Genomic DNA, 26,968 nt, shown 5'->3' with positions numbered 1-26,968 from the left:
CAGAATACCTAAAAAACGCTTAATTTTCAAGCCTTCCAGCATTAATATTTCCATCAGAAATACCAGAAATTTGTAGCAAATACCATGCATTGAATGCAGGTACATCAATATCCTTAGCAACATGAACATTCGTTTGGCTATGCGTACTATGAAGAATGTCAGCTACCGTGGCACCAATCGCTGGTCCATCTGTCACGACATCAACCCATAAATCTTCTAATTGATATTTTTCAGGGTGCAGTAAATAATAAAGTGTATTGACATCGTGCATTGGTTTACCGCCAGCATCAGAACCGTCTTGATAGTGTCCAAACAGTCCCATCAGCATTTTCCCGGTCTCATTCATCTGGAGTAATTCAGACATAGATTGTTTAGTTAACAACGCTTTTTCAGTAACATCAAGTCCAATCATTGTGATATCCAAATCACTTTCAAAAACAATTTTCGCTGCGTCCGGATCTGTAAATACGTTAAACTCTGCCACCGATGTTAAATTCCCACCGGTCAGCGAACCACCCATTACGATTAACCGCTCTATTTTTTTTAAATCTTGTGGATACTTTTGAATTAAGTTTGCGATATTAGTGAATGCACCAACGGCTACTAATGTCGTTTTATCATCATAGCTATTCAGCGTTTCATGAATAGCATCTACAGCTTTTTTACTTATAGTTTTGGTGGAAAGCTCGCCAAATTCATAACCTGGCATTCCACTCTTCCCGTGAATATTTGATGCATCCTTAAATGGTTTGACTAGTGGTTTCTCAGCACCACGGGCCACCTTAACTTCTGGTCGATTAAAATAGTGTGTTAATTTCAAAACATTGTTTGTTGTCTTATCAACCGATACATTACCGGCAACAGACGTAATCAGGCGCACTTCAAATTCATCATTAGTTAACAAAATCGCGATGGCTGCTGCATCATCAATGCCGGGGTCAGTATCAAAAATAAGTGGAATCGTCATTATTTTACCTCTATATATTATTCAATTAATTATACCAGAACAAAAGGTTTGACTTTTCTGCTTAGTAGATTTATTATATAAGCAATCTAGGAAAGGGGGTCATAACTTTTGAGTAATTCTAATGGAAAACGCTCAATCGTTTTGGCCGCTTAATAGGAAAAGCGGTCAATTTGATTGCAGCAACCACGAAGCAAGTTTGATTTAGATTCTGTTTCGTGGTTTTTTATTTTCTTTTTCACCGTATTATCTAATAAAAAAAAACGCTTTCTAGCGTGCTTTTTTTATTTAATCATTATTTACGTGCAGCCAACTTAAAGTCTAGTGGCACACCGACTGCATGGTGATAGAAACCAGTGATGTTGGGGTTAACCAATTCTGGCTGTGCCTGGTAATATAGTGGGTTCAAAATTGCTTCTTGATGAATAATCTTCTCAAGCCCCTTTTCATCGGCAGCTCGCTTTGTATCATTCGTCGCATCAGCTCCCTTAGCCTTATTCCATAAAGCATCGTAATCGGCATTAGAATTATGATTATAATTGTTTGCATTGCCAGTTGAAGCCAGATCCAGGAATGTTGTCGGTTCAGCATAATCAGCCCCCCATTGTGTCAGCATAACTTGGAAATTAGCATCAGTTCCATCTTGCAAACGTTGCTTAAATGGTACAAATTTTTCGGTCACCTTTAAACCAGGCAAGTTCTTACTCCATTGTCCTTGGAGATAGTTGACTACATCTTTGGCATTTGCTACTCGATCTGTATCAGCTTCAATTTCAAGCGTAATCGACTTTTCACCTAGTTCACTTAGTCCTTCTTTGAACAGTTTCTGTGCCTCTGATTTATTATACGTATAATCTTGTTTAGCATATGTTGCAAAATCCGTACCATTCACAGTACTTAAACCTTTAGGTGTAAATGATGTTGCTGGGGTTGACGTGCCTGATAGAACTTGAGAATTTAACTCGGAACGATTCGTAACCATATTCAGCGCTTGTCTAATTTTTTTGTTGTTTAGAGCTTTAACATTTCCTGATTGATTGTATGCTAAGAATACCGTTGTTGCTTGTGGTGTTATTTGGTAGCCCTTATTTGTTTTATTGGCCTGTGACAATTGTGGCGTATTGACCAGTGCTGAATCTAGCTTACCAGTCTTATACATTTGTACAGCCACTTCTGGCTTTTGAACAACTTGTAAATCAATTTCGGGTGTTTTAACATTTTTTGCATCCCAGTAATACTTGTTTTTCACAAGTTTAAACTTGTTGTTGGTTCCATTCCATCCTTTAAAAGTATACGGTCCATTATATAATGTCTTACTTGCTGTTGTGCCATACTTTTTGCCATATTTCTCAACAAAACTTTGCTTTTGTGGGAAAAATGTTGGGAATGTTAGCAGGCTCTTAAATTGTGGCATTGGCTTTTCGAGCGAAACGGTTAATGTATTCCCACTCGCTTTAATTCCGAGGTCCTTTTTATCAACTTTACCTGCCTGAATAGCATCAGCATTTTTAATACCACTATACAAATAGGCATACTCAGAAGCCGTTTTTTGATCATTGGCACGTTGCCAAGCATATACAACATCTTTAGCAGTTAACTTACTGCCATCGGACCACTTAAGTCCATTACGCAACTTGATTGTCCAGGTCTTACCGTCACTAGATGACTTAACTGACTTAGCTAATGCTGGTTGTGGCTTGCCATTTTTATCGGCTCGCATTAAGCCTTCACCAACGTTACCAACAACTGTTATCGAATATTCATCAGTAATTGTCGCTGAATCTAACCCATTTAATGGTGTTGGTAATGAAAAACGAAGTGTCTTATCATTACTGTTTCCACTATTTCCCCACAAGCCAGCAGCACGAGTGCCACCAACCACTGCTATAAGGGCTAATCCCACAAGTGTGAGTTTTTGCCAATTTTTCATTATATTTTCCTCGTTTCGCTCTCATCATAAACTTAATATATTTTTCATTCTAGCACAATGAAAAACATTTGCACACAAAATGTATTACATTTACGATACAAAATATTATTTTTAAAAATAAAAAAAAGCACTACACAATAATTGTGTAGTGCTTTTTGTTTACTGCTTTTGTTGATGCCGCCGGTGGGAGTCGAACCCACACGGTGTTGCCACCACTGGATTTTGAGTCCAGCGCGTCTGCCAATTCCGCCACAGCGGCATTAAATATTAAACAACTATATTAGAATACCAGTAAAATATTTGTTCGTCAACCTTTTTTTGGCTTTTCTTTTTTTACTTGACATGCTGTATCATTAACATTTCCTGTAATGGTGTGGCTCACGTGTTTAAGCGCATTATCTAACAAAATTAAGATATGTGAATCACTTAAACCATACAATACTTCGCGGCCACGTTTTTCCGTTTCAACAAGTTGCGCCTCACGCAACAATTTCAATTGGTGTGATACAGCAGATTGCTCCATACCTAAAGAATTGATAATCTCTGAAACACTGTAGGAGCGCTCTCTGAGCAATTCTAAAATAATCAGACGTTGTTTATTGCCTAATAGTTTAAATATTTTTTCAAGTTCTATGATGGCTTCTTTTTTCATATTTTAATTATAACAGCCTGTATATTGTAATGTATTAAATGCAACAAAAAAAACCACTATCCAGCGGCTTTTTGTTATTAATTTTTAACTCTCTTTACGTGCAACCATTGAAGATACTTTTGCATGCCGTGCAATATAAGCAGCTTGAGATCCCAATGAACCCCAGAATCCCTCACGAGAATGTGCACCAACAATAATTAAGTCAGCTCCCACACGTGGTGCAATTTCTTGAACCAATACTTCACCAGCTTTGGATCCATCTTCAAAAACAGCTTCAACATTTGTTGCACCTTTTAACAAAGCATATTCTTTATAGCGAGCTAAATTAGCTTCAAATTCAGCTCTCTTTTCCTTAATGAAATCAAGATGTAGTGCTTCTATTGTCGATAAGTCGCCCATGTCTAAAATGGTTGCTATTGTCAGTTTAGCTCCATCTTCACTAGCTTGGTGAATCGCGTTCGCCAAAGCAAAATAGCCCTGTTCTGATTCATCAACACCAACCAAGATGTTTTTAAATTGTGTTGGTTCGATGTTTAAGTTTAACTCACTCATTTTATCTCTCCTCTAAATTTACAAAATTATGCTCCACCAGTAAAAATATCAATTACTAACTTAATATTTAATCCAGTCAAGACAACAAATACGATCCATCCAAGAATAGTCATCCATTTGGGATTGGCAAACTCTCCCATGATTTTTTTAGATGATGTAAACATTATTAACGGTGCCATTGCAAATGGCAAAGCAATCGACAAGAAAACTTGAGATTGAATCAACAACTTGTCCAGTTGCCCTTCTTCGCCACCATAAATTAATGTCACAATAATAACTGGTATTAACGCCAAACCACGTGTCACAACACGGCGTATCCACATAGGAATACGCATATGAAGGAAACCTTCCATAATTATTTCCCCAGTTAGTGTTCCGGTAATTGTTGAATTTTGACCAGAAGCTAACAATGCAACCGCGAACAATGTTGATAATATTGGTGAAGCAACAGCTCCAGCAATAGCATTATCTCCTAAAGCATTATACATGGCACCAAAGGTACCCACTGAATCTGCATGCCCAAAGAACAATGAAGCACCCAAAATTAATAACAATGAATTAATAACAAAAGCTAATGATAATTGTATATTTGAATCCCACGTCATGAAACGGATGGCTTCGTGCACAGCGCTTTTGCTTTCGCGATCAATTTTTCTTGTTTTTGATATTGATGAATGTAGATAAAGGTTGTGAGGCATAACTGTCGCCCCAACAATTCCTAATGTCATTAACAAAGGTGAATCAACGCCTTTAGGTCCATGCGTAGAAACTGCTTGAAGTTGTGGTAAATAGCCACCAAACATAGCTGAAAGTTCTGGCTTAGATAAAATAACAAGATAAGCAAAAATAACTAAAATAGTTATAATTAATGTCATGACAATTGCTTCAATTTTTCTGAAACCAAACCTCATCAAAAGCAAAAGTAAAATAACATCAAACGCTGTTGTCAAAACAGACGCAATCATCGACCAACCAAACAACAAATGTAAGGCAATGGCCCCACCAATAACTTCAGCCATATCTGTGGCCATTAAGGCGAGCTCAGTCATCAGCCACAAGGCAATTCCGCCCGGCTTATTTGTTCGATCACGGGTAGCTTGAGCCAAATCTTCTTGTTTAACAATACCCAATTTTCCTGCCATATATTGTAGCATCATAGCAATCAATGATGATATCAATACAACTGACAATAGCACATAACGATACTGTGCTCCACCACCAACTGATGTTACCCAATTTCCTGGATCCATATAACCAACAGCCACTAAGGCTCCCGGACCTGAAAATGCTAATAACTTACGCCAGAATGAGCCGTCTTTTGGCGCTTCTATCGAGCTATTAACGTCACCCAAGCTCAAGGTATCATCTGCTTTTTCAACTAGATGGTGCTTGGGATCAATGCTTGTAGAATTTTTCATTCTATCTCTCCTTTAGATTTCTCCTCAGAACTAAATAAACGAATTTCGACTTGACTGAAATATCGTGAAATATTCACTTTTTGACAATTGATAAACACCAAAATAAAACATCAAGTGCTAAATAAATTTCATAAAGAATTTCATTCAACTTGGCTGTTGAAAGCTTATGAAAATTACCTAACTCGGCTATAATCGCTCTAATACATACTTTATAATAACACCCAATTCTAAATTCGTCAACAAAAATTTTTTACTTACAAAAAATAAAGTTATGTATTATCGACATTATGATAGAAAAACATTGTATTAAAGGGGAAGAATGATATTTTATTAAAATATTACAAATTAGTTACGTGACACAATTTTATCTTTACATCAAATGACATTACAAGATTGATCAAATTCGTTTGTTTCAATTTGAATTGTGACATGGCTAATATCATATTTTTCTCGTAGGTCACTAGAGATATCCGCTAATAATCCTTGTTCATCTACATTCTTTTTAACAGACAGATGAACAGTCATTGCAGCTTCAGTCGTAGAAAGGGGCCAAATGTGTAAGTCGTGAAGTTTTTCCACACCCTCATGTGTTGATAAGTATCGCAAAAAGTCAGACTCATTCACATTATCAGGTACCCCATTTAATGCTAGGTTAAATGTTGATTTCATAACTGGCCATGAAGTCACAGCAATAATAACACCGATAATCATTGATACGATAGGATCAATGACGTGCCAACCAGTAACTTGGATTAAAAGTCCAGCAATAATCACGCCAACCGACACACCAGCATCAGCTAAAAGATGAATGTAAGCTGTTTTAGCATTCAAATCTTGTTCATGGTGATGACCATGTTCATCAGGAACACCTGATGCTTTAAAAAGCATAGCAGTGGTAAAGTTAATCACGATACCAACCGCTGCAACAACCATCACTAACCAGCCTGTAGTAACTGTGTTTTCTGGCAAAATCAAATTACGAACACTCTCGTAGAAAATCGTTATCACCGCAAATATTAACAAAATTGTATTAAATACACTAGCTAAAATGGACATATTATGCCAACCATAAGTGTGCCTTTTAGTAGCCTGCAGACCAAATACAACAACTGCAAGCCAAGCAATCATTAATGCTAGTACATCACTTAAGTTATGGAAAGCATCAGCAAATAGTGAAGTCGAATGTGCTAATTTAGCAAATACTAACTCAGATAAAACAAAAATCATATTTAAAGAAATACCTATTAAATAGGGCCTTTGTTTCATTTTCAACTGCTCAATTGGTTTCCTCATATCTTCACCTCGATTCTATTTTAACACTTTATCTGAAAAATAATTCATATATTTAAAAAAGTAGCAGGTTAATCTGCTACTTTTTAGGTATTCATTTTTATTTAAACTTTTAACTCTGAAAAGAATTCGCCTGCATCCCCAACAATCTGATCCACATCAAATGGCGTAGCAATATGCTCAAAGTTAATTGACATCACCGGAACTGCCGGACTAGCATACTGCAATAACCCAGCAAAAGGATAAACTTTAAAGCTAGTGCCCACAATAACAATTAAATCAGCATTTCGTACCCATAAGGCTGATTTTTCAACATCAAAAGGCATTTCTTCGTAAAATGTAATTCGCGGACGCAATAAGGCATTGTCTGCACGCCTCATTGCATGCAAGTAATCCTGATAGGGAGATTTCTTGCCATCAACAGGCGCATACACATCATACAATGAGCCATGAAAACGGATCAATTTTTCTGGATCAGATGCCGCTTTGACATGCAAATCATCAACATTTTGCGTGATAATTTTGGCCTTACCTTGTCGTGTTAAAGCTGCCATTTTTTTGTGAATAACATTTGGAACGGCCTCGGGAAAATACATATTATCAATCATGAATTGATACTGTTTTTCGGGCTCATTATGAAAAGCTGTTGCACTCAATAGGTATTCAGGTTGCAAATTGATGCCATTATAAATACCACCTTTGGAACGATAATCTGGTATTCCTGATAAAGTTGAAACACCCGCTCCGGTCATGAATACAATATTTTTGGCGTCGTCAAAGCGCTTTTGAATTTCTGCTGTGACTAACATGAATATCCTTTCTTTATGAATGTTAACTAATAGTAATTAATTTAGTCTCTTTCGATGTAAGGTAACGCTAACTTTTGAAATAGTTCCGACACTTTCAGCGCATACAGTTCTTTGAAAAATGTTGGTTTGTCAGCTTCATTATCCGGCGGTGATACTACAAAACTATTTTGGTTATCATTTTTACTTAGACCAACGTAAGCTGTCTTCTGCGTCTGAAAATCGGTCATTTCCGAATGATAAATTGTAAACACTTGATTAACTGGTAAATCCAATTGGCGTTTTGACAAAACACTTGTTAATGTGACATATTCTTTAGCGTTGACAGTAGGTTTACCCCATTTTGTCAATACTTCGTCAATGCCTTCAAACAAAGAAACCATTTGATGGCGAATATTGCGTGCTTGCTTTAGATCAGCTGCCATTACAGGTTTAATAAGCGAACTCGCAGCCGTGTATGCTAGCGGATATTTTTGTTGCAACTCGTCAACAAAACTGCTGTCAGAAATCGTATCAGCAAATACTAATGCATCCAAGATCATGAGTAAGCGCCATAAACTTTCATCATCCACTTCACCATTTTCAGGCGTTAACTCAGCGTGAAGCCCAGAAAAATAAGCCTTTGCCGTCGCTGAAGTTGTAATGCCTTGTTTAGCTAGTTCACGATAGGTGATTGCATGAACAACTGTACGATGCATGCGCGTTGCAATTTGTATCAGCTGATCGTCTAATTTTTCATCATTGAATGTTAGCGCAAAAAACACTTGTGGGGCAATACCATTTAATGTTAATAGCATTTTTAATAACTCATTACCAAGCAAGAAATCGCTCTCAGTTTTATTAGCAATTTCTATTAGCAAACGTTGTCCTAAAATTTCTTGTGAAACTTGGTCGATATGTAATTCCCCAGTCTCTTCTCCATTAACACGTGTCATCACAGTTCCTGGATAGACACCATTAACGTTATCCAATAAATCTTTAATTTTTGGGTTCATTTCTTATCTCCATTAATATTTTTTTGGCAACACTTGCATCCACATAACTGAGGGATATTAACCGTGATACTATTGCGGTAATTTCATCAGTTTTTGCGCCTACTTGCATCGCTAACGCGCGATACTGCATTCGCATGTGTCCCCGTTGAATGCCACCTGAAGCAATTGATTTTAAGGCTGCTAAATTTTGCGCCAGCCCAACAGATAAAATTACACCACGAAGTGTGTCTGCATTCACATCACCTATGATTGACAAGGCCTGCTTAGCATCTGGCATAGCCGAAATCGCACCACCAACCGTGCCAACAGATATAGGCAACGTCAGTTCACCATGAAGTTTACCGTTTAAAATTGTCCAAGTTACTAAACCACGGTATTGACCATCACGACTTGCATAGGCATGACCACTAGCTTCTACAGCTCGCCAATCATTACCCGTCGCCAAAACCACAGCACTTATACCATTAAAAAGACCTTTATTCTCCGTAGTTGCACGGTAAGGATCGTTTTTGGAAAAATGGTTTAATGCGACTATTTTCTGAGCTACTTCACGCCCACCTATGCGCTCAAAATCGACATCACCAGTCACTGTGACCAATTGATTAGTCGCATAGTTAGATAAAATCACACCTAAAGGTACGAACTTTTCAAACAATGGTAATTCTGCTTCTAAAATTGTATTAACAATATTAGCACCCATTGCGTCTTTTGTGTCGATAATAAAGTCAACACTCGTTTCCGTTTTCGAGATATTTCTTACTCGAACATCACGCAAACCACCACCTCGTTTATAAATCGATGGTTTGGCTTGCTTTGCCTTAGCAAAAATCTCATCGCGATGTAAGTCAATGAATTCATCCACACCAGCAGCACCAATCAGCAGCATTTGGCCGATCATAGCAGTATCCGCCATGATGACATGAACTCCATTAGATAACATTTTTGCACCATTATTAGCTGCTGCAACCACACTTGGTTCTTCAATAGCCATCGGCACACTAAAATGTTGTTCATCAATCAAAATGTCATGAACAACGCCCATTGGCATACGAAAATCACTAATGTAATTCTCAACCATCTGAGCGTTGACTGGGCTTTGACGACTTGACAATGATAATCGGATATCTTCTTTTAAATTTAATGCGAGTAAACGCTCATCGGGTGTTAGTTCATAAAATTTTTTACTCATCCTGCTGTGCTAAAGTCTCAGCAATTAGACCTTCGCGAACCCCGCTTTCTGAAAATATAACTTTAGGTGAATTAATTTTTCTCATAAGATTCAATAATGGTAGTAAGCCGCTGACGATAATGTCAGCTCGAGATGTTTCTAATCCGGCAATTTTCTCACGTTCTTTTCGTGTCATCTGGCGGATTTCTTCAAAAATCTGCTCAACTAGGTCGACTGGCATCTCAAATCCATGAATCATACTTACTTCGGCTTCACCCAGTCGTGTACGTGCCATACGTGCCAGCGAACGATTTGCCCCACCTAATAAAATAACTGGTTTTTGGTATTGCATTTCCAACCACTGTAGCGTGTTATACTGACTTAATATATAATCATTTGCGGAAGCCAGATTTTCCGGCATGATATTATTAGCTAGGTGATATTGTTCTGATAAAGTAACTGCGCCAAAAGATAAGCTTACAGCCTCCTTACTACGTCGATTATCCACAGCGATTAATTCAACGGAAGCACCACCAGTATCTAGAATCACACCCTCGGTAACATTTAACGTTGAGACCACACCCAAATAATCATAATATGCTTCTTGGTCACCCGTCAAAACTTGAAACTGAATCCCCGTTTCTCGTGCAACACGATTTAAAAATTCAGTTTGATTTTTAGCCATGCGAACTGCTGCCGTTGTAATCGCACGGACTTTCGGATGGAAATTGATATATTTAGATTGAAAATATTTTAGCGCCTCAATAGTACGCAAAATTGGTGTTTCTCTTAGTAGTAGTTCTTCTCCCATATTTTGAGCAATACGCGTGTCTCTTTTTTCGCGGATTAACTCGGTATGAGTACCATCATCATGCAGCTCTTCGACTACCATTCTGGCAGAATTACTACCAAGATCAACGATTGCTAAATAGCTCATATAGACATCCTAATCAATTTTATTAGTTTAATTGTACCATGTGATGGTACACTATATATATGAAAATACTATTAATTGCCCTTGGGGCGCTCAGTTTTGCTATTGGTACCATTGCAATATGGATTCCCGGCTTGCCAACAACAGGATTTTATGTCCTAACCGCAATTTTGTGGTCTAAATCATCTAAAAAACTAGATAGTTGGCTACACAACAATAAATATTACCAAAAGTACGTTGACGAAGCTGTTTTTAATCGGCAACTATCACTAAAGGGACGTTGTTTAATTTATTTAGTGACTGCTGCCATGATGTCTATCCCTTTTTTCAAGACAGATATGGTTTGGCTAAAATGGGTACTACCACTCACCTCGTTAACACAAATTATATCAATGGAAAGCTATTATCGTGGCTTTCTTTGGCGCAAAGGAATCCCCTTTACAAAAGCAAAAACACGTGAATCATTCAAATAAAAAATACTTCCCTCAAACAAGTATGAGGGAAGTATTTTTTATTGCGCGTCTAATGTCTCACCAATAACATTTAAGTTATATTCAGCAACGCCATAAGATAGTGCGGGTACCGAACTACCAAACTGTGTGCCTGTTGTTTTACTACCCAAGTTTAGTGATTTACGTAATAGATTTGTGACACGTTGCTTTTCTGATGCTTTCACCATTTGGTAACTCACACCATTATACATGTCACCAACGCCTTGTAAATGATCTGACTTTTGGTTTTTAGTAGCTGCCATATATGACAAAGCAATTTTTGTCATATTATTATAAGTTAAATCTGTTTCAGCATTTTTTGAAATTGACTTCATAAACTTAGCATTCAATAATGTCTTAGCGCTCGCTGACTTTTTCAATAAGGCTTTTAATACTAACCGTTGGCGCTTTTGGCGTCCATAATCGCCTTCCGGATCATCATAACGCATCCGTGAAAAGGACAAAGCAGCATAGCCATCCATAGTGGTGTAAGTCTTAAAGTTCTTACCATCAGCGGCATATTCATATTTTTCTTGATTTTTATAGAATTTGTAAACCGCTTTTTTATCATTTTCAGGTTGATAAGTAAAAGTTAATGGTGAAGTAACTTTCACACCGCCCACTTGATCAATAACTTTTTCAAGTCCGCCCATATTGACCAAGGCATAGAAATCAATTGGCACATTCAAATAATTTTGTAGGGTAGACATGGTAGCGCCAACGCCTGCAATTGGAAATGCTGCATTTAACTTTTGTGGGAAAGTATCTTCTCTACCAATAATTGAAACCATAATATCACGAGGAATTGAAACCATAGTGGTCGTTTTGGCTTGTGGATTAACAGTAATTAACATCATTGAATCCGTAAGTCCTGTACGATCACGTGCCAGCGCACCAGTGTCCGTTCCTAATATTAAGATTGAAAAGGGTTTTCCATCTTTTAAGACTTGATTGACATCGCGAGCTTTTGTTATATTTGCACTACGATGCATCGTGTCAACTGATTTTTTGATATTGCTCAATACCATTGATGCCACAATACCACCAACTATCATTAAAAGAACGATTATTGAGACAATCCAACGCCACTTCTTGTGGCGCTTTTTTGGCTTTCGTGGTTGCTTATGATTTGGCATCGGTGCTTGATTTTGACGAGTCATTCGGCTCATGTTATTATCCATTGTTTTGTACCCCAAGAAATATCCTGATTTTACATTATACCATTAAAACCTATGAGGGTGCGAATTCAAATGTTTAAGATAAATTTTATCTGTTGGATTCATAAAAAAATCCACGGTGAACCTGTGGATTTTTTCAGTAACTAGTCGGCCGCTAAAGCATCAATCGTATTCAAATTAGCTGCACGACGTGAAGGAACAAATGATGCTACCAAAGCAATGATGAGTGAAATAATTACCGCAAAAATAACATTGCCTAGTGAAACCTGTACAATATTAAATTTAATCAATCCATATAAGGCCGAATTCATTACAAACTGTGCAATATAAGCTGTTGCAATACCAAACACTGCAGATATGATTCCCATCAATAATGCCTCGTTTGTAAACAATCCACGGATATCTTTAGCACGAGCACCTAATGCACGTAAGACACCAATCTCCTTAGTACGTTCTGAAACAGACATATAAGTTGTCACAATGATCATAATTGCTGACACTACTAGCGAAATTCCAGCAATGGCTGCCAAAACATAAGAAGCCAGACTAGTAATTGTATTTATTGTGTCCAATACACTACCCACTGAGACCGCTACAGCCGCTTGTTGACCATTATCTTTAATTTTATTTACCGCACTAACTGCTGACTTTACATTATTTGTTTCATTAATTTTCAAAGTCAAATAATTAGCCTCTGTTACGGCACTAACATTAGCTAAGTCTTTTTTCATACCCGAGAATGTTGTCGCATAAACAGTACCAGCTTGACCGCCATCTGTTATTCCAACAATTTTCATCGTTGACGTTACAGGCACCGCTTGGTTATTTTTGTTATAGGCAACATAAGTGTATGAAATATTCTTACCAATCAAAGATTTCCAATTTTTATTCGCTTTTTGTGCAAATGTTTTATCAATGACAATTTCATTGTCTCCAGATGGCTTATGTCCTGCTTTAATTATCTTATTAGCGTATACAGGGGACCACGTTTGAACTTGAGTTCCCGATTGAGACTGTGTATTGCCATATTTAAAGACAGCACCGCCAAATTGATATCCTTGATAAGTTTTAGAAACGTTTTTAACATTACCAATTTTTTTAATTACACTGTCAGAAAAAACAGTAGATGAATAGTCCGTAGCGGCAGCCTGTGCTGTGGCCTGTACGCGTTCCGTGCTCGTTGCATCTTTATCGCTTAAAGTATTTCTAACCACTGTTGGATAGTTTGGATTAGCTAATGAGCTAACTTGATCATTAATATATCCTTTAATCCCATTGCCTAAACCAAGAAATAGAATTACCGAGAAAACGCCAATTGCAGAGCCAAGTATGATCAAAAAATTCTGTAGTTTTTTATACTTCAAATGATCAAATGCCATATCCCAGACAGACGAGGCTGATAAAGGCTTTGAAGTTAAGCGGTCAGTCGTTGCTGGCGCCTCAAATTTATCTTTTAAATTCTTCTCTTCATCAATTTTGCCGTCTGCCATGTGTAAAATACGTGTGCCATACTCAGCCACGGCTTGTGAATGTGTCACGACAATAACTAACTTACCTTCTTGGGCAATTTGTTCAAGTAATTCAAGTACTTCAGCAGTGTTAACAGAATCTAAGGCACCTGTTGGTTCGTCGGCAATCATAACATCTGGATCAGCTGCCAACGCTCGAGCAATGGCCACACGTTGCTTTTGACCACCTGAAAGTTGTGAAGGATATTTATGAATATGCTCACTTAGGCCAACTTTATCCAATAATTCAGTTGCACGTTGCTTCCGCTGTGCCGCTGACAAAGTAGTCATATTTAAACTAGTCTCAACGTTTTCCAAGTTTGTTTGATAATTAATCAAATTGAAGCTTTGGAAGATATAGCCAATTGTTTCACGACGATATACATCTAACTTCTTTTCTTGCTTATGGTCCAAACGATTTCCATTAACAAGCACATCACCTGAAAAATTCCTGTCAAGACCGCCAATGATATTCATTAGAGTGGATTTTCCACCACCTGATTCACCTAAAATGGAAACAAATTCACCTTTATCAAATGATAAGTTGATCCCCTTCAAAACTGGAAATTCATCTTTTCCTAAAAAATAGGATTTATGAATATCTTTTAATTCTAAAAATGACATACTTTTTCTCCCTCTTTTGAATTTACTATGTCGTTTAATATGCAACCCTTTTAAAAATAGTTAAATTAGTACACTACTTTTGACTAGTTGTAATCTAGTATACAATAGTCATGTTCTTTTTCAATCTTTTCCGTTAAATATTTTAGTTTCTTATTTACTTCTTCTGTTTAAACAAGTGTGAAAAACACTATTATGCCGACTCAAGTTAAGCTTTATGGCTTGATCTAATCAAATAAATAATCGGTATGACAGTAATTAATACTAAGGCCACAATCATTGATGCTATAGTCCAAAATTCAGAAATCATTCCCAAAAAACCACCACCAATCATCATAAACCCGCCAACAACAAACATCAGACCACCAATACGTTGCGTCTTAAACCAATTTACATCATTATTCAGAGCGGTTGGTATTCGTATCCCGACAAACCGATTTCGCTGTGTTTTGGGCATGTAGTTGCCTAATGCTATAAATAAAATACCAATAGTCGGCAACAATATACTAGTTATATTGATGTGACTACCTAATCCATAAGCAAATATATAAGATAATAAGATGTTGGTGCCTAATGGAATAGACCAACTAATAATTGTATGCATTTTATTATTTTGACTACGAGCAACTATTTTCGTACGATAAATAATTAGAAACAGGTGCAAGAGCGTTGCTATTATTGGCCAAATAATGATAATCCATACTTTATTAGCATATCTATCCACTTCTCCGTTAATATTAAAATGGATTGGAAGCTCAACTGGCAACTTCGTCCACAATATTAGCCCGTAAAAAATGGGTAACAAGGTAATAATTAGTGGTAAAAAGCTTTTTTTATTTTTCATTAGTAAATCCTTTCAACCATAATGTAGCTTCTTCAAACACAGATAAATTTAATTCATAATAAATAAAATTTTTATATTTATCTTCTCTTATCAAATCAGCTTGTTTTAATTGGGCTAAATGTGATGATATTGTTGCTTTACTCAATTCAAAATGATCCGCAATGTTTCCCGCTGACTGAGGCCCTTCTTTCAGTAGTGTAAGAATATCGCGCCTGACAGGATTCGAAATCGCTTTCAGTGTATTTTGTAAACTCATTCTTTCTTTCCTTTACCTATTTCGCTATATTTCTAAATAGATTATAACATCTATTTAGAAATATAGCAAAATAGGTAAGAATAAAAAAGACAGTAATCATGATTACTGTCTTTTTTATAAAGTTATGGTTTACTTTGAACATACTTCCAATAAGCATTAATTATTTTTGCCGCAATTTTACCATTGGTACCATCTAAATAATTATTCATACCTGGGATAGCCATAGCCATGACCATCGGTTGTCCCGGTACGTAAGCAACAATGGACTCGGTATAAGTAGTGTGCCCATTAGTCGTTGTTTCAGCAGTTCCTGTCTTAGCATATACATGTGGTTCAAGATTATGAATATCTGTACCACCAGTGTTATATGTATCAGATCCGTTTGCAACACGCTTCATTCCCTCATGAATGACTTTCCATTCATCAGAATCTAACTGTACTTGCCCTTGTATATTTGGTGTTGCTGTCCATACAGTTCGTTTCTTACTACTATTCGAAGAACTTTGTAATATCGAACTTACTAGATGAGGCTGAATCAAATATCCCCCGTTAGCGATAGTAGAAACATATCGTGCAAGTTGCAGTGTAGTATAAGTATCATACTGACCAAATGATTCATATAAATATTTACCTATATTCGAACCTGTCGTTTCACCACGGTAACCAGCAGTTTCACCACTGATATCAATACCTGTTTTGGTACCTAACCCAAATTGTCCCAATCCATTACGCAATGTCTGGAAAGCATCTGAGTTCAATGCTAATGCTGAACCGGAGCTATAAGTTTGTCCACCGATTTTCATACCTAACTGAACAAAATATGTGTTTGAAGAACGTTCCAAAGCTGTTTCTGCGTCAACTGCAACTGGATTTCCTGACTTGTTCCAGTAAGAAGTAATTGTTGGTGTACCAGCAATTTTAATAGCCTGATCTAATAATGTAGAACTTGTAGGTGTAATAACACCTTTTTGGAATGCTGTAGCGAGAACTGCCGGCTTAACAACAGATCCCATAACAATCGCATGATTAATATTTCCAAGTGGATCAGCTGTTTTAGTACCAGTTGAATAATCTCTATCGACACCAGCCATAGCATAAATACCACCAGTATAAGGATTCATGACTGTGGCATAAGCCCCTTGAACGTCGCCCGTGGGCAAATTATCTTCTAATATTTTTTGAACTTCTTTTTGATAATCAGCATTAATGGTTAATTTAAGACTATCTCCAGACTGACCTTTATATTTTACAGAAGATGATTTTACCGTACCATCAGAAGCAGTTGTAACTACAGTCTGTGATGCTGATCCCTTCAATAAGGATTCATAGCTAGATTCCAAATTAGAACTACCAACTGATTCGTTTTGTGAATATCCCTGTGCTAAAAGCGTGTGTAACCTATCATCAGGTAAGCCGTTGTCTTCACTAGTTACTGTACCAATCAAAGCCTTAAAATCGTTTCCTTCAGGATATTGTCTTGCCCAGCTTGTACCTATCTTAATACCAGGGAATTGGCTTAAACGCTCACCAATCTCCGCTAATTCTGTTTCTGTCACATCGTCTTCTTTAATGAAAGTCGTTGACAATGAATAAGCACCACTCATCCGCTGAAATATCATTGCATCATTATCACTAACTTTTGAAAGTAAATTATGCTTTTCTACATAACTCACCGACAAGCTATTAATTTCTGATGTCGTCAGGCTACTGCCACTTTTGTGTTCTTTAACAACACGCTTTTGCACCTTAGCCGCATTAGTTGCATTAGCCAAATAAAAGTCGGCTTTAGAGCGATCACTTAGGCGGGTTGTATCAACTGTCAAATATTTTCCAAGTTTAATGGCAGTACTCCGCATTGTGCTAGAAGTAATATTGGTACCGCGCGTAAATGTAATCGCGGTTTGCGCCTTGTTTCCAGCCAGAACACGTCCGGTCGAGTCGTAAACCAAACCTCGTGGTGTATTTCCTTTTTCAACGGTCTCTTCACTTCGGTTGACCTCAGCCAAATAATTGGCTCCTTGTTTAATCGTTAAAAACCCTAATTGTACAACTAGGGCAACCATGAGTATAAACGAAATAAACAACAAAATTCGCAGACGTGTTGGTAAGTTAGCACGTGCGTCATTTTTATTATCTCGCTCTTCTAGATATGGATTATGTTTCATAAGTATTGTGTACCGCCAATTTAATAATTACCTTATATACCATACCACAAAAAGGGTTTTACTCGCTAAAAAAGCTCATTTTAAGCACGGCCCATCATTTTCTTGAGTAACCGATATACTCGGTATTTAAACGGATTAACAGGCATCATGAAGTTTCCTACTAATTGACGTGCTTGTCCCTCAAAAGTCGTTTTGAATCCTAAGACACCATCACTACCATCAAACTTTCCAGCAATGCCGTAGAAATTATAACGCTTGAGCCCTGCCTGAACTGCCTTGTTAATCATAACGTCTTGTATTTGATAAGGGCCATAATAGTCCATATACTCTTCATAAGTGCCTGAATACAGATAATTCATTTCTTGAGGTTGCTGTATAAATAACGCTCCGGCGACGACGACTGTTGATTTACCAGCTGCTTCCTTCTGTTGTTTCGCTTTTAGTATGCGCTTGCTATGTTGATTTTTTTGATCATCAAATTCAGCATACTGACGCTTAAATTTATCATTCGCCGGATATTTTTCGATTTTCTGGTTAATCTTGGCAAGTTTGGCATCTAATTCAGAGATTTTTTCATTCTCTTCCTTAATATAATTGTCAAAATTTAGTTCAGCAAAGACAAATGTTGCGTCATCGCCATACACATCGTACACTGTTTGATAAAAATTCAAGTTTTTATCTTTATAATGTAACCTATCGGCAGTTTTTTGTGTTAATTCCTTAAAGTCTGGCAAGTCATCTCGTGTTAATTGACGTAAACGAATACCGAACTGAGCATTCTTTTTCAAATAATACTGAGCCTTTTTATTATACGAGGCACGAACAGATTTCTCATCGGTTAATTCTGATAAGTCTTTGATGTACTCCCATTCTGGAGAACCAGCTGTAGTGAAACCATCTACAAATGGCAAATGGGTAAACCCAAGCTTTTTCATCTCTTCGATAAATACCGTATTCTCTTCACCTAAAAGCTCGCCATGGTTATTCGTCATTTTCAAAGTCACATTCGGTCTTACTTCAATGTAAAGCCCTTTGTTCTCGCGTGAAAACTTTACGAAGTTGGACATGAAAAAAGCCAATAATTCATGATTTTCAAAATCCAATAATGGTCCACGATCAATTGAAAAGATATATCCCATATGTACTTTTTCACGCATGACCAATGCTGCAGCCACTACCTTGTCGTCAGCTTTGACCCCTAACAACCATATTTTATAGCCTCGTTTTTGTAATAATTCAGCTTGTTCACCTGATTGTAAAAAGGTACCCACAGAACTCTGCTTTTCAAATTCTGTATATTCTTCTTTTGTTAATTCAGTAAATTTGTACAACATTTTTTTATACCTCTGCACTCTACTATACATGAGAACACAAAAAAAGTGGATAGCAACTATCCACTTTTTGGTGTTATTAATGTGCGTCAATGACGATCCATCCGTCATAATAACCTACACCAGCTTCGGTGAAGCTAGAGTTAACAATAAATTCAGTGTGACCACCGTTAACCATACCTGTTTCATAGTACCAAGCATTAATAACAGTTGCACCTGCAGCAAAACCATTCGCAACAACTTCAGGAGTTGATGATGATTCATGCAAACCAAACCAGTTAGATGATGTTGCAAGAGCTTGTGCACGGCTTTGAGCTTGTGCTGTCAATGAAGCTGAAATTTTAATTGGTGACAAACCAAGAGTAGCACGCTTTGCATTCCAAGCATTAATAGTAGCATCAGCTGTTGTTGCAGTTGAAGAACTGTTGTTTGTATTACTTGTAGTTGCTGTTGAAGCAGTATTATCAGACGTTGATGATGATTGTGTAGAACTTGATGATTGTGTTGTTGAAGACTGTGATGTTGTTGCAGTTGATGAACTTGAAGTTGAAGCAGATGATGCTGACAACTTTAAAGTTTGACCAACAGTAATCACATTGGCATTTGAAATGTTATTCGCGGCTACTAAGTTAGCTACCGTTGTACCATTCGCTGCCGCAATCTTGTTTAATGTATCACCTGACTTAACAGTGTATGAACCATTTGAGTCAGTTGCTGTGTCATTTGATGTTGTTTGAGTTGTCGTAGTTGATGATTGTGTTGTTGTTGAGCTTGAAGTTGATGAAGCTGATAACTTCAATGTTTGACCAACAGTAATCAAGTTAGCATTTGAAATGTTATTAGCAGCTACTAAGTTAGCTACCGTTGTACCATTCGCTGCTGCGATCTTGTTTAATGTATCACCTGACTTAACAGTGTATGAACCAGTAGATGATGACGTTGTTGTTGTAGTTGAGCTCTCTGATGTTGAACTTTGTGTAGTTGATGATGAAGATGTTGTTTGTAGCTGTTGTCCAACAAAAATCAAATTAGCATTTGAAATGTTATTAGCTTTAACCAAAGCGTCAACAGTTGTACCGTTTGCTGCTGCAATCTTGTAAAGTGTGTCACCAGATTTAACTGATACAGTGTTAGCAGAAACTTGAGCAGCACCAGCAACGGCAAAAGCACCGGCAGCTGTAACGACAGATTTAGCAATAGTAGATTTTTTCATAATAGTCAAACTCCTATATAGGGACTCATATTCAGTAATATATTTTAATTTAAATTCTTTTCCGTCTTCTCGACAATTCCTAGTATAGCAATCCGCTATGTCATGGATATTTTCTATACTTTGCACTTTGTTGTCAATATATCAAAGAGGTTTCTTTTGTAACAAAATAAACATCTAAATGACAATTGTGTGTCAAAGTACAGAACCAGCAATACATGGATACCAGTTTCTTGATAACGTTTGAATTTTTGCCACATGATCCCCGTTATTTACAGCAATAAAGTGGTTCCCACCGACATAAATACCCACTTCATATGGTGCATTCTGTGTGCCCCAAAATAGCAAATCTCCTGGTGTCGCTTGTAAAACACCCAATAAATGATGCATTTGTTTAATGAGGTGCGCTGGTGAAGAATCCCAATGTGATCCTTCGGGTAATGGTACTTGCGCTCTCATAAGCTGTTGAGCAACAAAACGACCACTATTGTAGTCGTTGAATGTTTTTCCTAAGTTATCTAATGCTAATTTTAAATAATCATTTTGCATATTATTGTGCGTTAATAACAATCCAACCGTTGTAATAGCCGACACCTGCTTGTGTGAAGTTAGGGTTAACAATAAATGCTGTGTGCCCACCGTTCACCATGCCTGTTTCATAGTACCAAGCATTAATAACAGATGATCCAGCACCAAATCCATTTGCAACAACTTCAGCAGTACCGGAAGACATGTGTGTACTAAACCAGTTTGATGATGTTCCAATTGCTTGTGCGCGACTTTGAGCTTGTGCAGTCAATGATGCAGAAATTGTAACAGGTGATAATCCTAATTCTGCACGCTTTGCATTCCATGCGTTAATTGTTGCATCTGCCGTTGTGCTACCAGTTGAAACGTTAGTTGTTGTGGCAGTGGCAGTAGTATTAGTAGTTGTCGTTTGTGTTGACGAAGAAGCTGACGATGCGCTAGTCGTTGAACCACCATTAGCTTTGTACGCATTGTACTCAGCCATTGTCATGTAGCCATCGTTATTAGTGTCAGCCGCAGCAACATAAGTGATGTTGTCACTAGTTGATGATGAAGCACTTGATGTGCTTGCTGAAGACGAAGCCGTTGACGTAGTGGTTTGCGCTGCTGATGATGTTGAACCACCATTAGCTTTGTATGCATTATACTCAGCCATTGTCATGTAGCCATCGTTATTAGTGTCAGCCGCAGCAACATATGTAATATTTTCTGTAGCTGATGATGCGCTTGCTGATGAAGCTGATGATTCTGACGCCGCTGATGATGTTGAGCCACCATTTGCAACATATGTATTATATTCATCAACCGTCATAAAGTTATTGTTGTCTGTATCAGCTGCTGCAATGTATTTCAAATTACTTGTGTCAACAGATGAAGATTGCGCAGAAGCTGCTGTCACAGTTGTAGCAGCTGAACTGGTTGCTTGAGTAGTTGAAGCCTTCAATGACAATTCTTGTCCAGTCAAAACAAGGTCAGTATTTGACAAACTATTTAATGAAGACAATACTGAAACATCCACACCAGTTTTTTCAGCAATCTTTGACAAAGTGTCGCCTGATTGCACTGTATATGATGTACCGTCTTCTGATAAACCAGAAACTTCTTGTGTTGCATTAATTTCTAGTGATGAACCTGCTAAAATCAAGTCTTTGTTGCTAATTCCATTAGCCTTAGCTAATGCATCAACAGTAGTATTATTTGCTGCTGCAATTTTTGACAAAGTGTCGCCTGATTGCACTTCTACTGTATCAGCAGAAGCTGCTGCATGTCCACCAACAAAGGCCGCAGCACCAGCTGCAGTAGTCAATAAAGTCTTCTTAAAAAATTTACCCATATTCTTATGTAACTCCTGAATGAATTGTATTAACCTGTAATAATTAAATTTTAGATTTACTGTTAAGCAAATCTTAATAACATTAATTAGTATATCCGTTTGTTGTAACGTGTGTATTGTGCGACTATATCAATATTGTGACAATATTACTGTAATATGTCATACCTAAATAAACGTTGATATATAGGTACTTTAAGGCCTTTTAATTATTTAAAAATGAACTCATTCCACATAAAAATGGTGAAAAAGTACGCTTTATTTTGCATTTTTCACCATTTCAATATTATTAAATTCAATTAAACCCCTTAAGGTTTTCTTTAAAATTGCAAAAGCATGCTGCCATAGGTAAAGCCAGCACCGAATCCAGTTAGCAACACACGTTTTCCTTTTAAACTAACAGACTTATTTAATTCATCTAGTCCAATAGCGATCCCAGCAGATGATGTGTTACCATTCGTAACAACGTTTGTTGAAAACTTTGTCATTGATTCGCCGAGATCATTTGCAATATGCTCGATCAAACGTAAATTTGCTTGATGGGGTATAAAGTAATCAATATCACTAGTCGATAAATTATGTTCGCTCAAAAAATTGCGGATATGATTTGGAACAATAGTTGTTACTTCATCAAATACATTACGTCCTTGTTGTGAAAAAGCATCTATTTTGGGATAGTTATCCACAGATAGACTTGTCAATGGTGCTATTCGTCCTGAATGTACCACATCAGCATTCCCAATTGTATGCATCTTTTCAGCTTTCACAATACCTGCATCATCAGCTGTCATCAAAACTGCTCCTGCACCGTCTCCAAAAAAGACAGTACTGGTGCGATCCTTGAAGTCCATCATTTTGGAGTTGACTTCCGCAGAAATGACTAATGCATTTTTATATTGACCAGATTTAATAAACTTATCAGCTGTGCTTAACCCAAAAACAAACCCTGAGCAAGCTGTTACAATATCATAGGCCCAAGCATTTTCAGCATGTAAATTACGCTGTACTAATGCTGCCGTTGACGGTGCCAATCCATCTGGGGTAAATGTTGTCACAATAATTAAATCAATATCTTCTGGTTTAATATCAGTTTGGCTCAATACTGACTCCGCGGCACGTGTCGCCAAATCACTCGTATTTTCACCTTGCAATGATATATGTCGCGTTTTGATACCAGTATGAGCCTGAATCCACTCGTCACTGGTATCTATGATTTTTGCTAAATCATTATTAGTCACGATGTCTCTAGGTACATAATGTGCACTTGCGAGTATTTTACTTCCGGACATTGTAACTCTCCTTAAAAAAATTGCATACTGTCATATATTACACGCTATTTTATACTCTAACTATTGTATCGAATTTAAGAAAAAAGTCCACTACTTGACTTTTTTACCATACAAAACTATGGCTCATTACCTTGTCAAATGATAAATAAAATCACCCTGTTAAGAGTGATTTTATAATCTCTATTGATTTGCTTTTAATGTCTGTAATCTTTCTTCTGTTGCGTTAAGTTTGGCTTGCCAATCAGCCAATTTTTCTTTTTCCGCAGCAACAACCGCCTCAGGGGCCCCAGAAACGAACTTTTCATTTCCTAGTTTCCCTTCAGCTCGTTTTACTTCCCCAGCAAATTTTTTCACTTCAGTTTGTAAGCGTGTTATTTCTTCATCAATGTCAATTAGTTCAGCCAGTGGAACATAAATTTCAGCACCTGAAATTACTTGTGACATCGCCAAATCAGGAGCTTGCACATCATCACTGATTGTTAACGTTTTAGGATGAGCAAAACGATTAATATAGTCAGCATTCGCCTCAAAAATATGCTTCAAACTATCATCCGTGGTTTGAATCATTAAGTCAATCGGTGTAGACATTGGTGCATTTGCTTCTGCTCGGATATTACGAACAGCTACAATCAAATCCTGCAACGATTTGAATGCTTGTTCTGCGTCAGGATTGTTTAACTCTTCATGCACGACCGGATATTTTACAATAGCAAAATCGGCTTCATTGCCATTTTGAGCTGGCATCTCTTGCCAAATGGCTTCAGTAACAAATGGCATGATTGGTTGTAATAGACGTAATGTCTGATCCAACACGTAGGCCAATGTCTGCTGAACTGGTGCCTTATCTTGATCCCCATTCAAAGTTTCTTTGGTCATTTCGATATACCAATCGGCAAAGTCAGACCAAATGAAGTTGTACAACTCACGTCCTGCTTCACCAAACTCAAATTTGTCAAAATTACGTGTTACATTCGTAACCACTGTATTCAAGCGTGACAAAATCCATTGATCAGCCAATGTTAATTGACTCATATCTGGTAACGTAGATGGTGTATCTTCATCCAGATTCATAATAACATAACGTGACGCATTCCAAATTTTGTTAATGAAGTTCCAAGCCGAATCCATCTTTTCGTAAGTAAATCGTAAATCTTGTCCTGGAGTTGATCCTGTTACCAAGAACCAGCGTAATGCATCAGCACCATATTTTTCAATAACATCCATCGGGTCAACACCATTACCCAATGATTTCGACATTTTACGCCCTTCACCATCACGAATTAATCCATGAATCAAGACATTTTTAAAAGGTCGCTGTCCAGTAAATTCTTTCCCCTGGAACATCATCCGTGCAACCCAGAAGAAAATGATATCATAGCCAGTTACTAATGTATTTGTTGGATAATAACGGGCGAAGTCACCGTCTAGATTTTCTGGCCAGCCCATTGTTGAAAATGGCCATAAGGCAGATGAGAACCATGTATCCAAAACGTCCGGATCACGTTCCCAACCATCCCCTGCTGGTGCTTCAGTGCCAACATATAATTCTTCTTGATCTGTTCCTTTGTTTTTGTACCAAGCAGGAATTTGATGGCCCCACCATAATTGCCGTGAAATAACCCAGTCGCGAATGTTTTCCATCCAGCGTGAAAATGTATCTTCAAAACGTGCTGGTACGAATTCAACCTTTTCGTCGTCATTTTTTTGCATGGCTAAAATTTGTTCAGCCAATGGCTCCATTTTAACAAACCATTGGGTTGATAGACGTGATTCAACTTGTACACCCGTACGTTCGGAATGACCAACAGAATGAACAAGTGGGTCCACTTTTAGCATGTAATCGTCAGCCTCAAGGTCAGCGGCAATTGCTTTACGAGCCTCGAAACGATCCATACCATTGTATTTACCAGCAAACTCATTCAAGTGCCCATCTTCAGTCATCGTGTTGATGCGCTCCAAATCGTGGCGATTACCTACTTGGAAGTCATTTGGATCATGGGCTGGTGTGATTTTCACCATACCAGTACCAAAATCTTTCTCTACATATTCGTCCGCTATAATTGGAATTTCACGACCAACTAATGGCACCAAAACCTTTTTACCAATTAAGTCTTTGTAACGTTCATCGCTAGGATGAACCGCCACAGCAACATCCCCAAACATTGTCTCTGGACGAGTTGTTGCAATTTCAATGTAGTCTTTTCCATCGAATGTTGTTCCATCTGTAAATGGATACTTAACATGATAGAATGCGCCCTCATCATCTTGGTAAATAACTTCAATGTCAGATAAAGCAGTTCTTGCCTGTGGGTCCCAGTTAATGATATACTCCCCACGGTAAATTAATCCTTTATTGTATAGATCAATAAATACCTTGTTAACAGCCTTATTCAGACCTTCATCAAGCGTAAAGCGTTCGCGGTCAAAGTCAAGTGACAACCCCATCTTACCCCATTGTTGCTTGATAGTAGTAGCATACTCGTTTTTCCAGTCCCATACTTGTTCAACAAATTTTTCACGACCCAAATCGTAACGTGAAACACCTTCACCACGTAATCTTTGTTCAACTTTTGCCTGCGTTGCAATACCAGCGTGATCCATTCCAGGTAACCATAGGGTATCAAATCCTTGCATTCTCTTTTGGCGAATGATCATGTCTTGTAATGTCGTATCCCATGCATGCCCTAAATGAAGTTTTCCTGTAACGTTAGGAGGTGGGATGACAATAGAATAAGGTTCTGGTTCATTACCTTGAATTTCTTTGTTTGATTCTGGTGCAAATAACTTTTTGCTTTGCCAGTTGTCATAACGACCAGCTTCAACAGAAGTTGGATCATACTTTGTTGACATATCAATATCACGCATATTTATTCCTTTCTTTTAGGTCATAGCACGAAAAAATCGTTCTAATCTCAAATTACAGAGATTAGGACGATTTTTTACCGTGGTACCACCTAATTTGTCGTCTAAGACGACCGCTTATTTTATTTAATATAATTATAGTTCTCAGCAACCTTGGGCATTAACACGATTGATTTCCACTAAACATCAACTCTCTGAACGTGCGCTTGCTTAATCCTCTAAGATTGTTTTAATGTTACCGTAAAATAAGTTGTTAGTCAAGAAAATGTTAATCATCTGTACAGTCACATTTCATTTTTTCATGAGAGACTATATTCAGCATATATTTGCTTTAAACGGTCTTCTTTGTCTGGTATGATGGTTTATATCAATAAATTATTTCAAAATATGAAGTCTTTTTTAAATATTTTGATAAACGTTTAATACAAAACATTACGGAACCAGAAGAATAAAAATTAAAAAAACAACACGAAATGAACAAAATAGATATGCCAAAGTAGATTATTTCAATTTCAATTCATATTGTATGAAAACAAAAATTATCGAGAGCAACTGATTAAGTAAAAGACTTACGAAAAAATAAATACTGTTTTAGCTGGTTTAGAGGCAGATGGGCATGAAATTATCGAAGTACAGTATAAAACAT

General features: G+C 37.3%; 22 protein-coding genes and 1 tRNA gene. 1 reads left to right on the top strand and 22 read right to left on the bottom strand.

The window, feature by feature from the left end:
* Nucleotides 1-19 precede the first annotated feature (19 nt).
* The 11 genes from rihC to A6B45_RS01650 form a co-directional block, all read right to left on the bottom strand.
* A complete protein-coding gene (rihC, locus tag A6B45_RS01700) occupies nt 20-967 on the bottom strand; it encodes a ribonucleoside hydrolase RihC (RefSeq protein ID WP_072613062.1) in 948 nt (315 codons plus the stop codon).
* 292 nt (nt 968-1,259) lie between these two features.
* Complete coding sequence (locus A6B45_RS01695; protein WP_072613061.1) at nt 1,260-2,894, bottom strand: peptide ABC transporter substrate-binding protein; 1,635 nt, start codon at nt 2,892-2,894, stop codon at nt 1,260-1,262.
* 175 nt (nt 2,895-3,069) lie between these two features.
* Nucleotides 3,070-3,153, bottom strand: a tRNA-Leu gene (locus A6B45_RS01690).
* Between the two features lie 48 nt (nt 3,154-3,201).
* Nucleotides 3,202-3,546: an ArsR/SmtB family transcription factor gene (locus A6B45_RS01685; RefSeq protein ID WP_072613060.1), complete on the bottom strand. Its 345-nt coding sequence runs from the start codon at nt 3,544-3,546 to the stop codon at nt 3,202-3,204.
* Between the two features lie 84 nt (nt 3,547-3,630).
* Nucleotides 3,631-4,098, bottom strand: coding sequence for a universal stress protein (locus tag A6B45_RS01680; RefSeq protein WP_072613059.1), 468 nt, complete (start codon nt 4,096-4,098; stop codon nt 3,631-3,633).
* Between the two features lie 26 nt (nt 4,099-4,124).
* Nucleotides 4,125-5,516 (bottom strand): Nramp family divalent metal transporter, encoded by a 1,392-nt coding sequence (locus tag A6B45_RS01675; RefSeq protein WP_072613058.1) that lies wholly within the window; start codon nt 5,514-5,516, stop codon nt 4,125-4,127.
* Nucleotides 5,517-5,891: 375 nt separating this feature from the next.
* Complete coding sequence (locus tag A6B45_RS01670; RefSeq protein ID WP_072613057.1) at nt 5,892-6,809, bottom strand: cation diffusion facilitator family transporter; 918 nt, start codon at nt 6,807-6,809, stop codon at nt 5,892-5,894.
* Nucleotides 6,810-6,910: 101 nt separating this feature from the next.
* Nucleotides 6,911-7,615 (bottom strand): NAD-dependent protein deacylase, encoded by a 705-nt coding sequence (locus A6B45_RS01665; protein WP_072613056.1) that lies wholly within the window; start codon nt 7,613-7,615, stop codon nt 6,911-6,913.
* A 41-nt stretch (nt 7,616-7,656) separates the two neighbouring features.
* The gene (locus A6B45_RS01660) at nt 7,657-8,607 is read right to left on the bottom strand and encodes a nitrate ABC transporter ATPase (protein WP_072613055.1); all 951 of its coding nucleotides are present in this window, start codon (nt 8,605-8,607) and stop codon (nt 7,657-7,659) included.
* Nucleotides 8,591-9,796 (bottom strand): hydroxymethylglutaryl-CoA reductase, degradative, encoded by a 1,206-nt coding sequence (locus A6B45_RS01655; protein WP_072613054.1) that lies wholly within the window; start codon nt 9,794-9,796, stop codon nt 8,591-8,593. Before A6B45_RS01655 ends, A6B45_RS01660 begins: the two co-directional genes overlap by 17 nt.
* Complete coding sequence (locus A6B45_RS01650) at nt 9,789-10,712, bottom strand: Ppx/GppA phosphatase family protein (protein ID WP_072613053.1); 924 nt, start codon at nt 10,710-10,712, stop codon at nt 9,789-9,791. Before A6B45_RS01650 ends, A6B45_RS01655 begins: the two co-directional genes overlap by 8 nt.
* A 59-nt stretch (nt 10,713-10,771) precedes the next feature.
* Here A6B45_RS01650 and A6B45_RS01645 point away from each other — a divergent pair, with 59 nt between their 5' ends.
* Nucleotides 10,772-11,182: a YbaN family protein gene (locus A6B45_RS01645; RefSeq protein WP_072613052.1), complete on the top strand. Its 411-nt coding sequence runs from the start codon at nt 10,772-10,774 to the stop codon at nt 11,180-11,182.
* Between the two features lie 38 nt (nt 11,183-11,220).
* Here the strand turns inward: A6B45_RS01645 and A6B45_RS01640 are convergent, their stop codons facing one another.
* From A6B45_RS01640 to A6B45_RS01590, 11 genes are all read right to left on the bottom strand, one after another.
* Nucleotides 11,221-12,381 carry an LCP family glycopolymer transferase gene (locus A6B45_RS01640; RefSeq protein ID WP_072613051.1) on the bottom strand — a complete coding sequence of 387 codons (1,161 nt, stop codon included), beginning with the start codon at nt 12,379-12,381 and terminating at the stop codon, nt 11,221-11,223.
* A 140-nt stretch (nt 12,382-12,521) separates the two neighbouring features.
* A complete protein-coding gene (locus A6B45_RS01635) occupies nt 12,522-14,510 on the bottom strand; it encodes an ABC transporter ATP-binding protein/permease (RefSeq protein WP_072613050.1) in 1,989 nt (662 codons plus the stop codon).
* 205 nt (nt 14,511-14,715) lie between these two features.
* Nucleotides 14,716-15,351 carry a DUF1648 domain-containing protein gene (locus tag A6B45_RS01630; protein WP_072613049.1) on the bottom strand — a complete coding sequence of 212 codons (636 nt, stop codon included), beginning with the start codon at nt 15,349-15,351 and terminating at the stop codon, nt 14,716-14,718.
* A complete protein-coding gene (locus A6B45_RS01625) occupies nt 15,341-15,607 on the bottom strand; it encodes an autorepressor SdpR family transcription factor (protein ID WP_072613048.1) in 267 nt (88 codons plus the stop codon). The genes A6B45_RS01630 and A6B45_RS01625 overlap by 11 nt, the downstream gene beginning before the upstream one ends.
* Nucleotides 15,608-15,729: 122 nt before the next feature.
* Nucleotides 15,730-17,772 carry a peptidoglycan D,D-transpeptidase FtsI family protein gene (locus A6B45_RS01620; RefSeq protein WP_072613047.1) on the bottom strand — a complete coding sequence of 681 codons (2,043 nt, stop codon included), beginning with the start codon at nt 17,770-17,772 and terminating at the stop codon, nt 15,730-15,732.
* Nucleotides 17,773-17,852: 80 nt separating this feature from the next.
* The gene (locus A6B45_RS01615) at nt 17,853-19,106 is read right to left on the bottom strand and encodes an aminoacyltransferase (protein WP_072613046.1); all 1,254 of its coding nucleotides are present in this window, start codon (nt 19,104-19,106) and stop codon (nt 17,853-17,855) included.
* A gap of 76 nt (nt 19,107-19,182) precedes the next feature.
* Nucleotides 19,183-20,316, bottom strand: a complete 1,134-nt coding sequence (locus A6B45_RS01610) for a LysM peptidoglycan-binding domain-containing protein (RefSeq protein ID WP_072613045.1) — start codon at nt 20,314-20,316, stop codon at nt 19,183-19,185.
* Nucleotides 20,317-20,508: 192 nt separating this feature from the next.
* Nucleotides 20,509-20,862 (bottom strand): NlpC/P60 family protein, encoded by a 354-nt coding sequence (locus tag A6B45_RS01605; RefSeq protein WP_072613044.1) that lies wholly within the window; start codon nt 20,860-20,862, stop codon nt 20,509-20,511.
* A 1-nt stretch (nt 20,863) separates the two neighbouring features.
* Nucleotides 20,864-22,174 carry a LysM peptidoglycan-binding domain-containing protein gene (locus A6B45_RS01600; protein ID WP_072613043.1) on the bottom strand — a complete coding sequence of 437 codons (1,311 nt, stop codon included), beginning with the start codon at nt 22,172-22,174 and terminating at the stop codon, nt 20,864-20,866.
* 317 nt (nt 22,175-22,491) lie between these two features.
* Nucleotides 22,492-23,460 carry a beta-ketoacyl-ACP synthase III gene (locus A6B45_RS01595; RefSeq protein WP_072613042.1) on the bottom strand — a complete coding sequence of 323 codons (969 nt, stop codon included), beginning with the start codon at nt 23,458-23,460 and terminating at the stop codon, nt 22,492-22,494.
* 180 nt (nt 23,461-23,640) lie between these two features.
* Nucleotides 23,641-26,325 (bottom strand): valine--tRNA ligase, encoded by a 2,685-nt coding sequence (locus tag A6B45_RS01590; protein WP_072613041.1) that lies wholly within the window; start codon nt 26,323-26,325, stop codon nt 23,641-23,643.
* Nucleotides 26,326-26,968 lie beyond the last annotated feature (643 nt).

It is taken from the genome of Leuconostoc suionicum (assembly GCF_001891125.1).
Classification (GTDB): domain Bacteria; phylum Bacillota; class Bacilli; order Lactobacillales; family Lactobacillaceae; genus Leuconostoc; species Leuconostoc suionicum.
Note: the sequence above shows the minus strand (reverse complement) of the source record. Positions and strands in the feature narration are given on the sequence as shown.

Excerpts from the sequence above, each read along its gene's own strand:
- rihC (WP_072613062.1), bottom strand. The coding sequence starts at position 967 with ATGACGATTCCACTTATTTTTGATACTGACCCCGGCATTGATGATGCA.
- A6B45_RS01695 (WP_072613061.1), bottom strand. The coding sequence starts at position 2,894 with ATGAAAAATTGGCAAAAACTCACACTTGTGGGATTAGCCCTTATAGCA.
- A6B45_RS01685 (WP_072613060.1), bottom strand. The coding sequence starts at position 3,546 with ATGAAAAAAGAAGCCATCATAGAACTTGAAAAAATATTTAAACTATTA.
- A6B45_RS01680 (WP_072613059.1), bottom strand. The coding sequence starts at position 4,098 with ATGAGTGAGTTAAACTTAAACATCGAACCAACACAATTTAAAAACATC.
- A6B45_RS01675 (WP_072613058.1), bottom strand. The coding sequence starts at position 5,516 with ATGAAAAATTCTACAAGCATTGATCCCAAGCACCATCTAGTTGAAAAA.
- A6B45_RS01670 (WP_072613057.1), bottom strand. The coding sequence starts at position 6,809 with ATGAGGAAACCAATTGAGCAGTTGAAAATGAAACAAAGGCCCTATTTA.
- A6B45_RS01665 (WP_072613056.1), bottom strand. The coding sequence starts at position 7,615 with ATGTTAGTCACAGCAGAAATTCAAAAGCGCTTTGACGACGCCAAAAAT.
- A6B45_RS01660 (WP_072613055.1), bottom strand. The coding sequence starts at position 8,607 with ATGAACCCAAAAATTAAAGATTTATTGGATAACGTTAATGGTGTCTAT.
- A6B45_RS01655 (WP_072613054.1), bottom strand. The coding sequence starts at position 9,796 with ATGAGTAAAAAATTTTATGAACTAACACCCGATGAGCGTTTACTCGCA.
- A6B45_RS01650 (WP_072613053.1), bottom strand. The coding sequence starts at position 10,712 with ATGAGCTATTTAGCAATCGTTGATCTTGGTAGTAATTCTGCCAGAATG.
- A6B45_RS01645 (WP_072613052.1), top strand. The coding sequence starts at position 10,772 with ATGAAAATACTATTAATTGCCCTTGGGGCGCTCAGTTTTGCTATTGGT.
- A6B45_RS01640 (WP_072613051.1), bottom strand. The coding sequence starts at position 12,381 with ATGGATAATAACATGAGCCGAATGACTCGTCAAAATCAAGCACCGATG.
- A6B45_RS01635 (WP_072613050.1), bottom strand. The coding sequence starts at position 14,510 with ATGTCATTTTTAGAATTAAAAGATATTCATAAATCCTATTTTTTAGGA.
- A6B45_RS01630 (WP_072613049.1), bottom strand. The coding sequence starts at position 15,351 with ATGAAAAATAAAAAAAGCTTTTTACCACTAATTATTACCTTGTTACCC.
- A6B45_RS01625 (WP_072613048.1), bottom strand. The coding sequence starts at position 15,607 with ATGAGTTTACAAAATACACTGAAAGCGATTTCGAATCCTGTCAGGCGC.
- A6B45_RS01620 (WP_072613047.1), bottom strand. The coding sequence starts at position 17,772 with ATGAAACATAATCCATATCTAGAAGAGCGAGATAATAAAAATGACGCA.
- A6B45_RS01615 (WP_072613046.1), bottom strand. The coding sequence starts at position 19,106 with ATGTTGTACAAATTTACTGAATTAACAAAAGAAGAATATACAGAATTT.
- A6B45_RS01610 (WP_072613045.1), bottom strand. The coding sequence starts at position 20,316 with ATGAAAAAATCTACTATTGCTAAATCTGTCGTTACAGCTGCCGGTGCT.
- A6B45_RS01605 (WP_072613044.1), bottom strand. The coding sequence starts at position 20,862 with ATGCAAAATGATTATTTAAAATTAGCATTAGATAACTTAGGAAAAACA.
- A6B45_RS01600 (WP_072613043.1), bottom strand. The coding sequence starts at position 22,174 with ATGGGTAAATTTTTTAAGAAGACTTTATTGACTACTGCAGCTGGTGCT.
- A6B45_RS01595 (WP_072613042.1), bottom strand. The coding sequence starts at position 23,460 with ATGTCCGGAAGTAAAATACTCGCAAGTGCACATTATGTACCTAGAGAC.
- A6B45_RS01590 (WP_072613041.1), bottom strand. The coding sequence starts at position 26,325 with ATGCGTGATATTGATATGTCAACAAAGTATGATCCAACTTCTGTTGAA.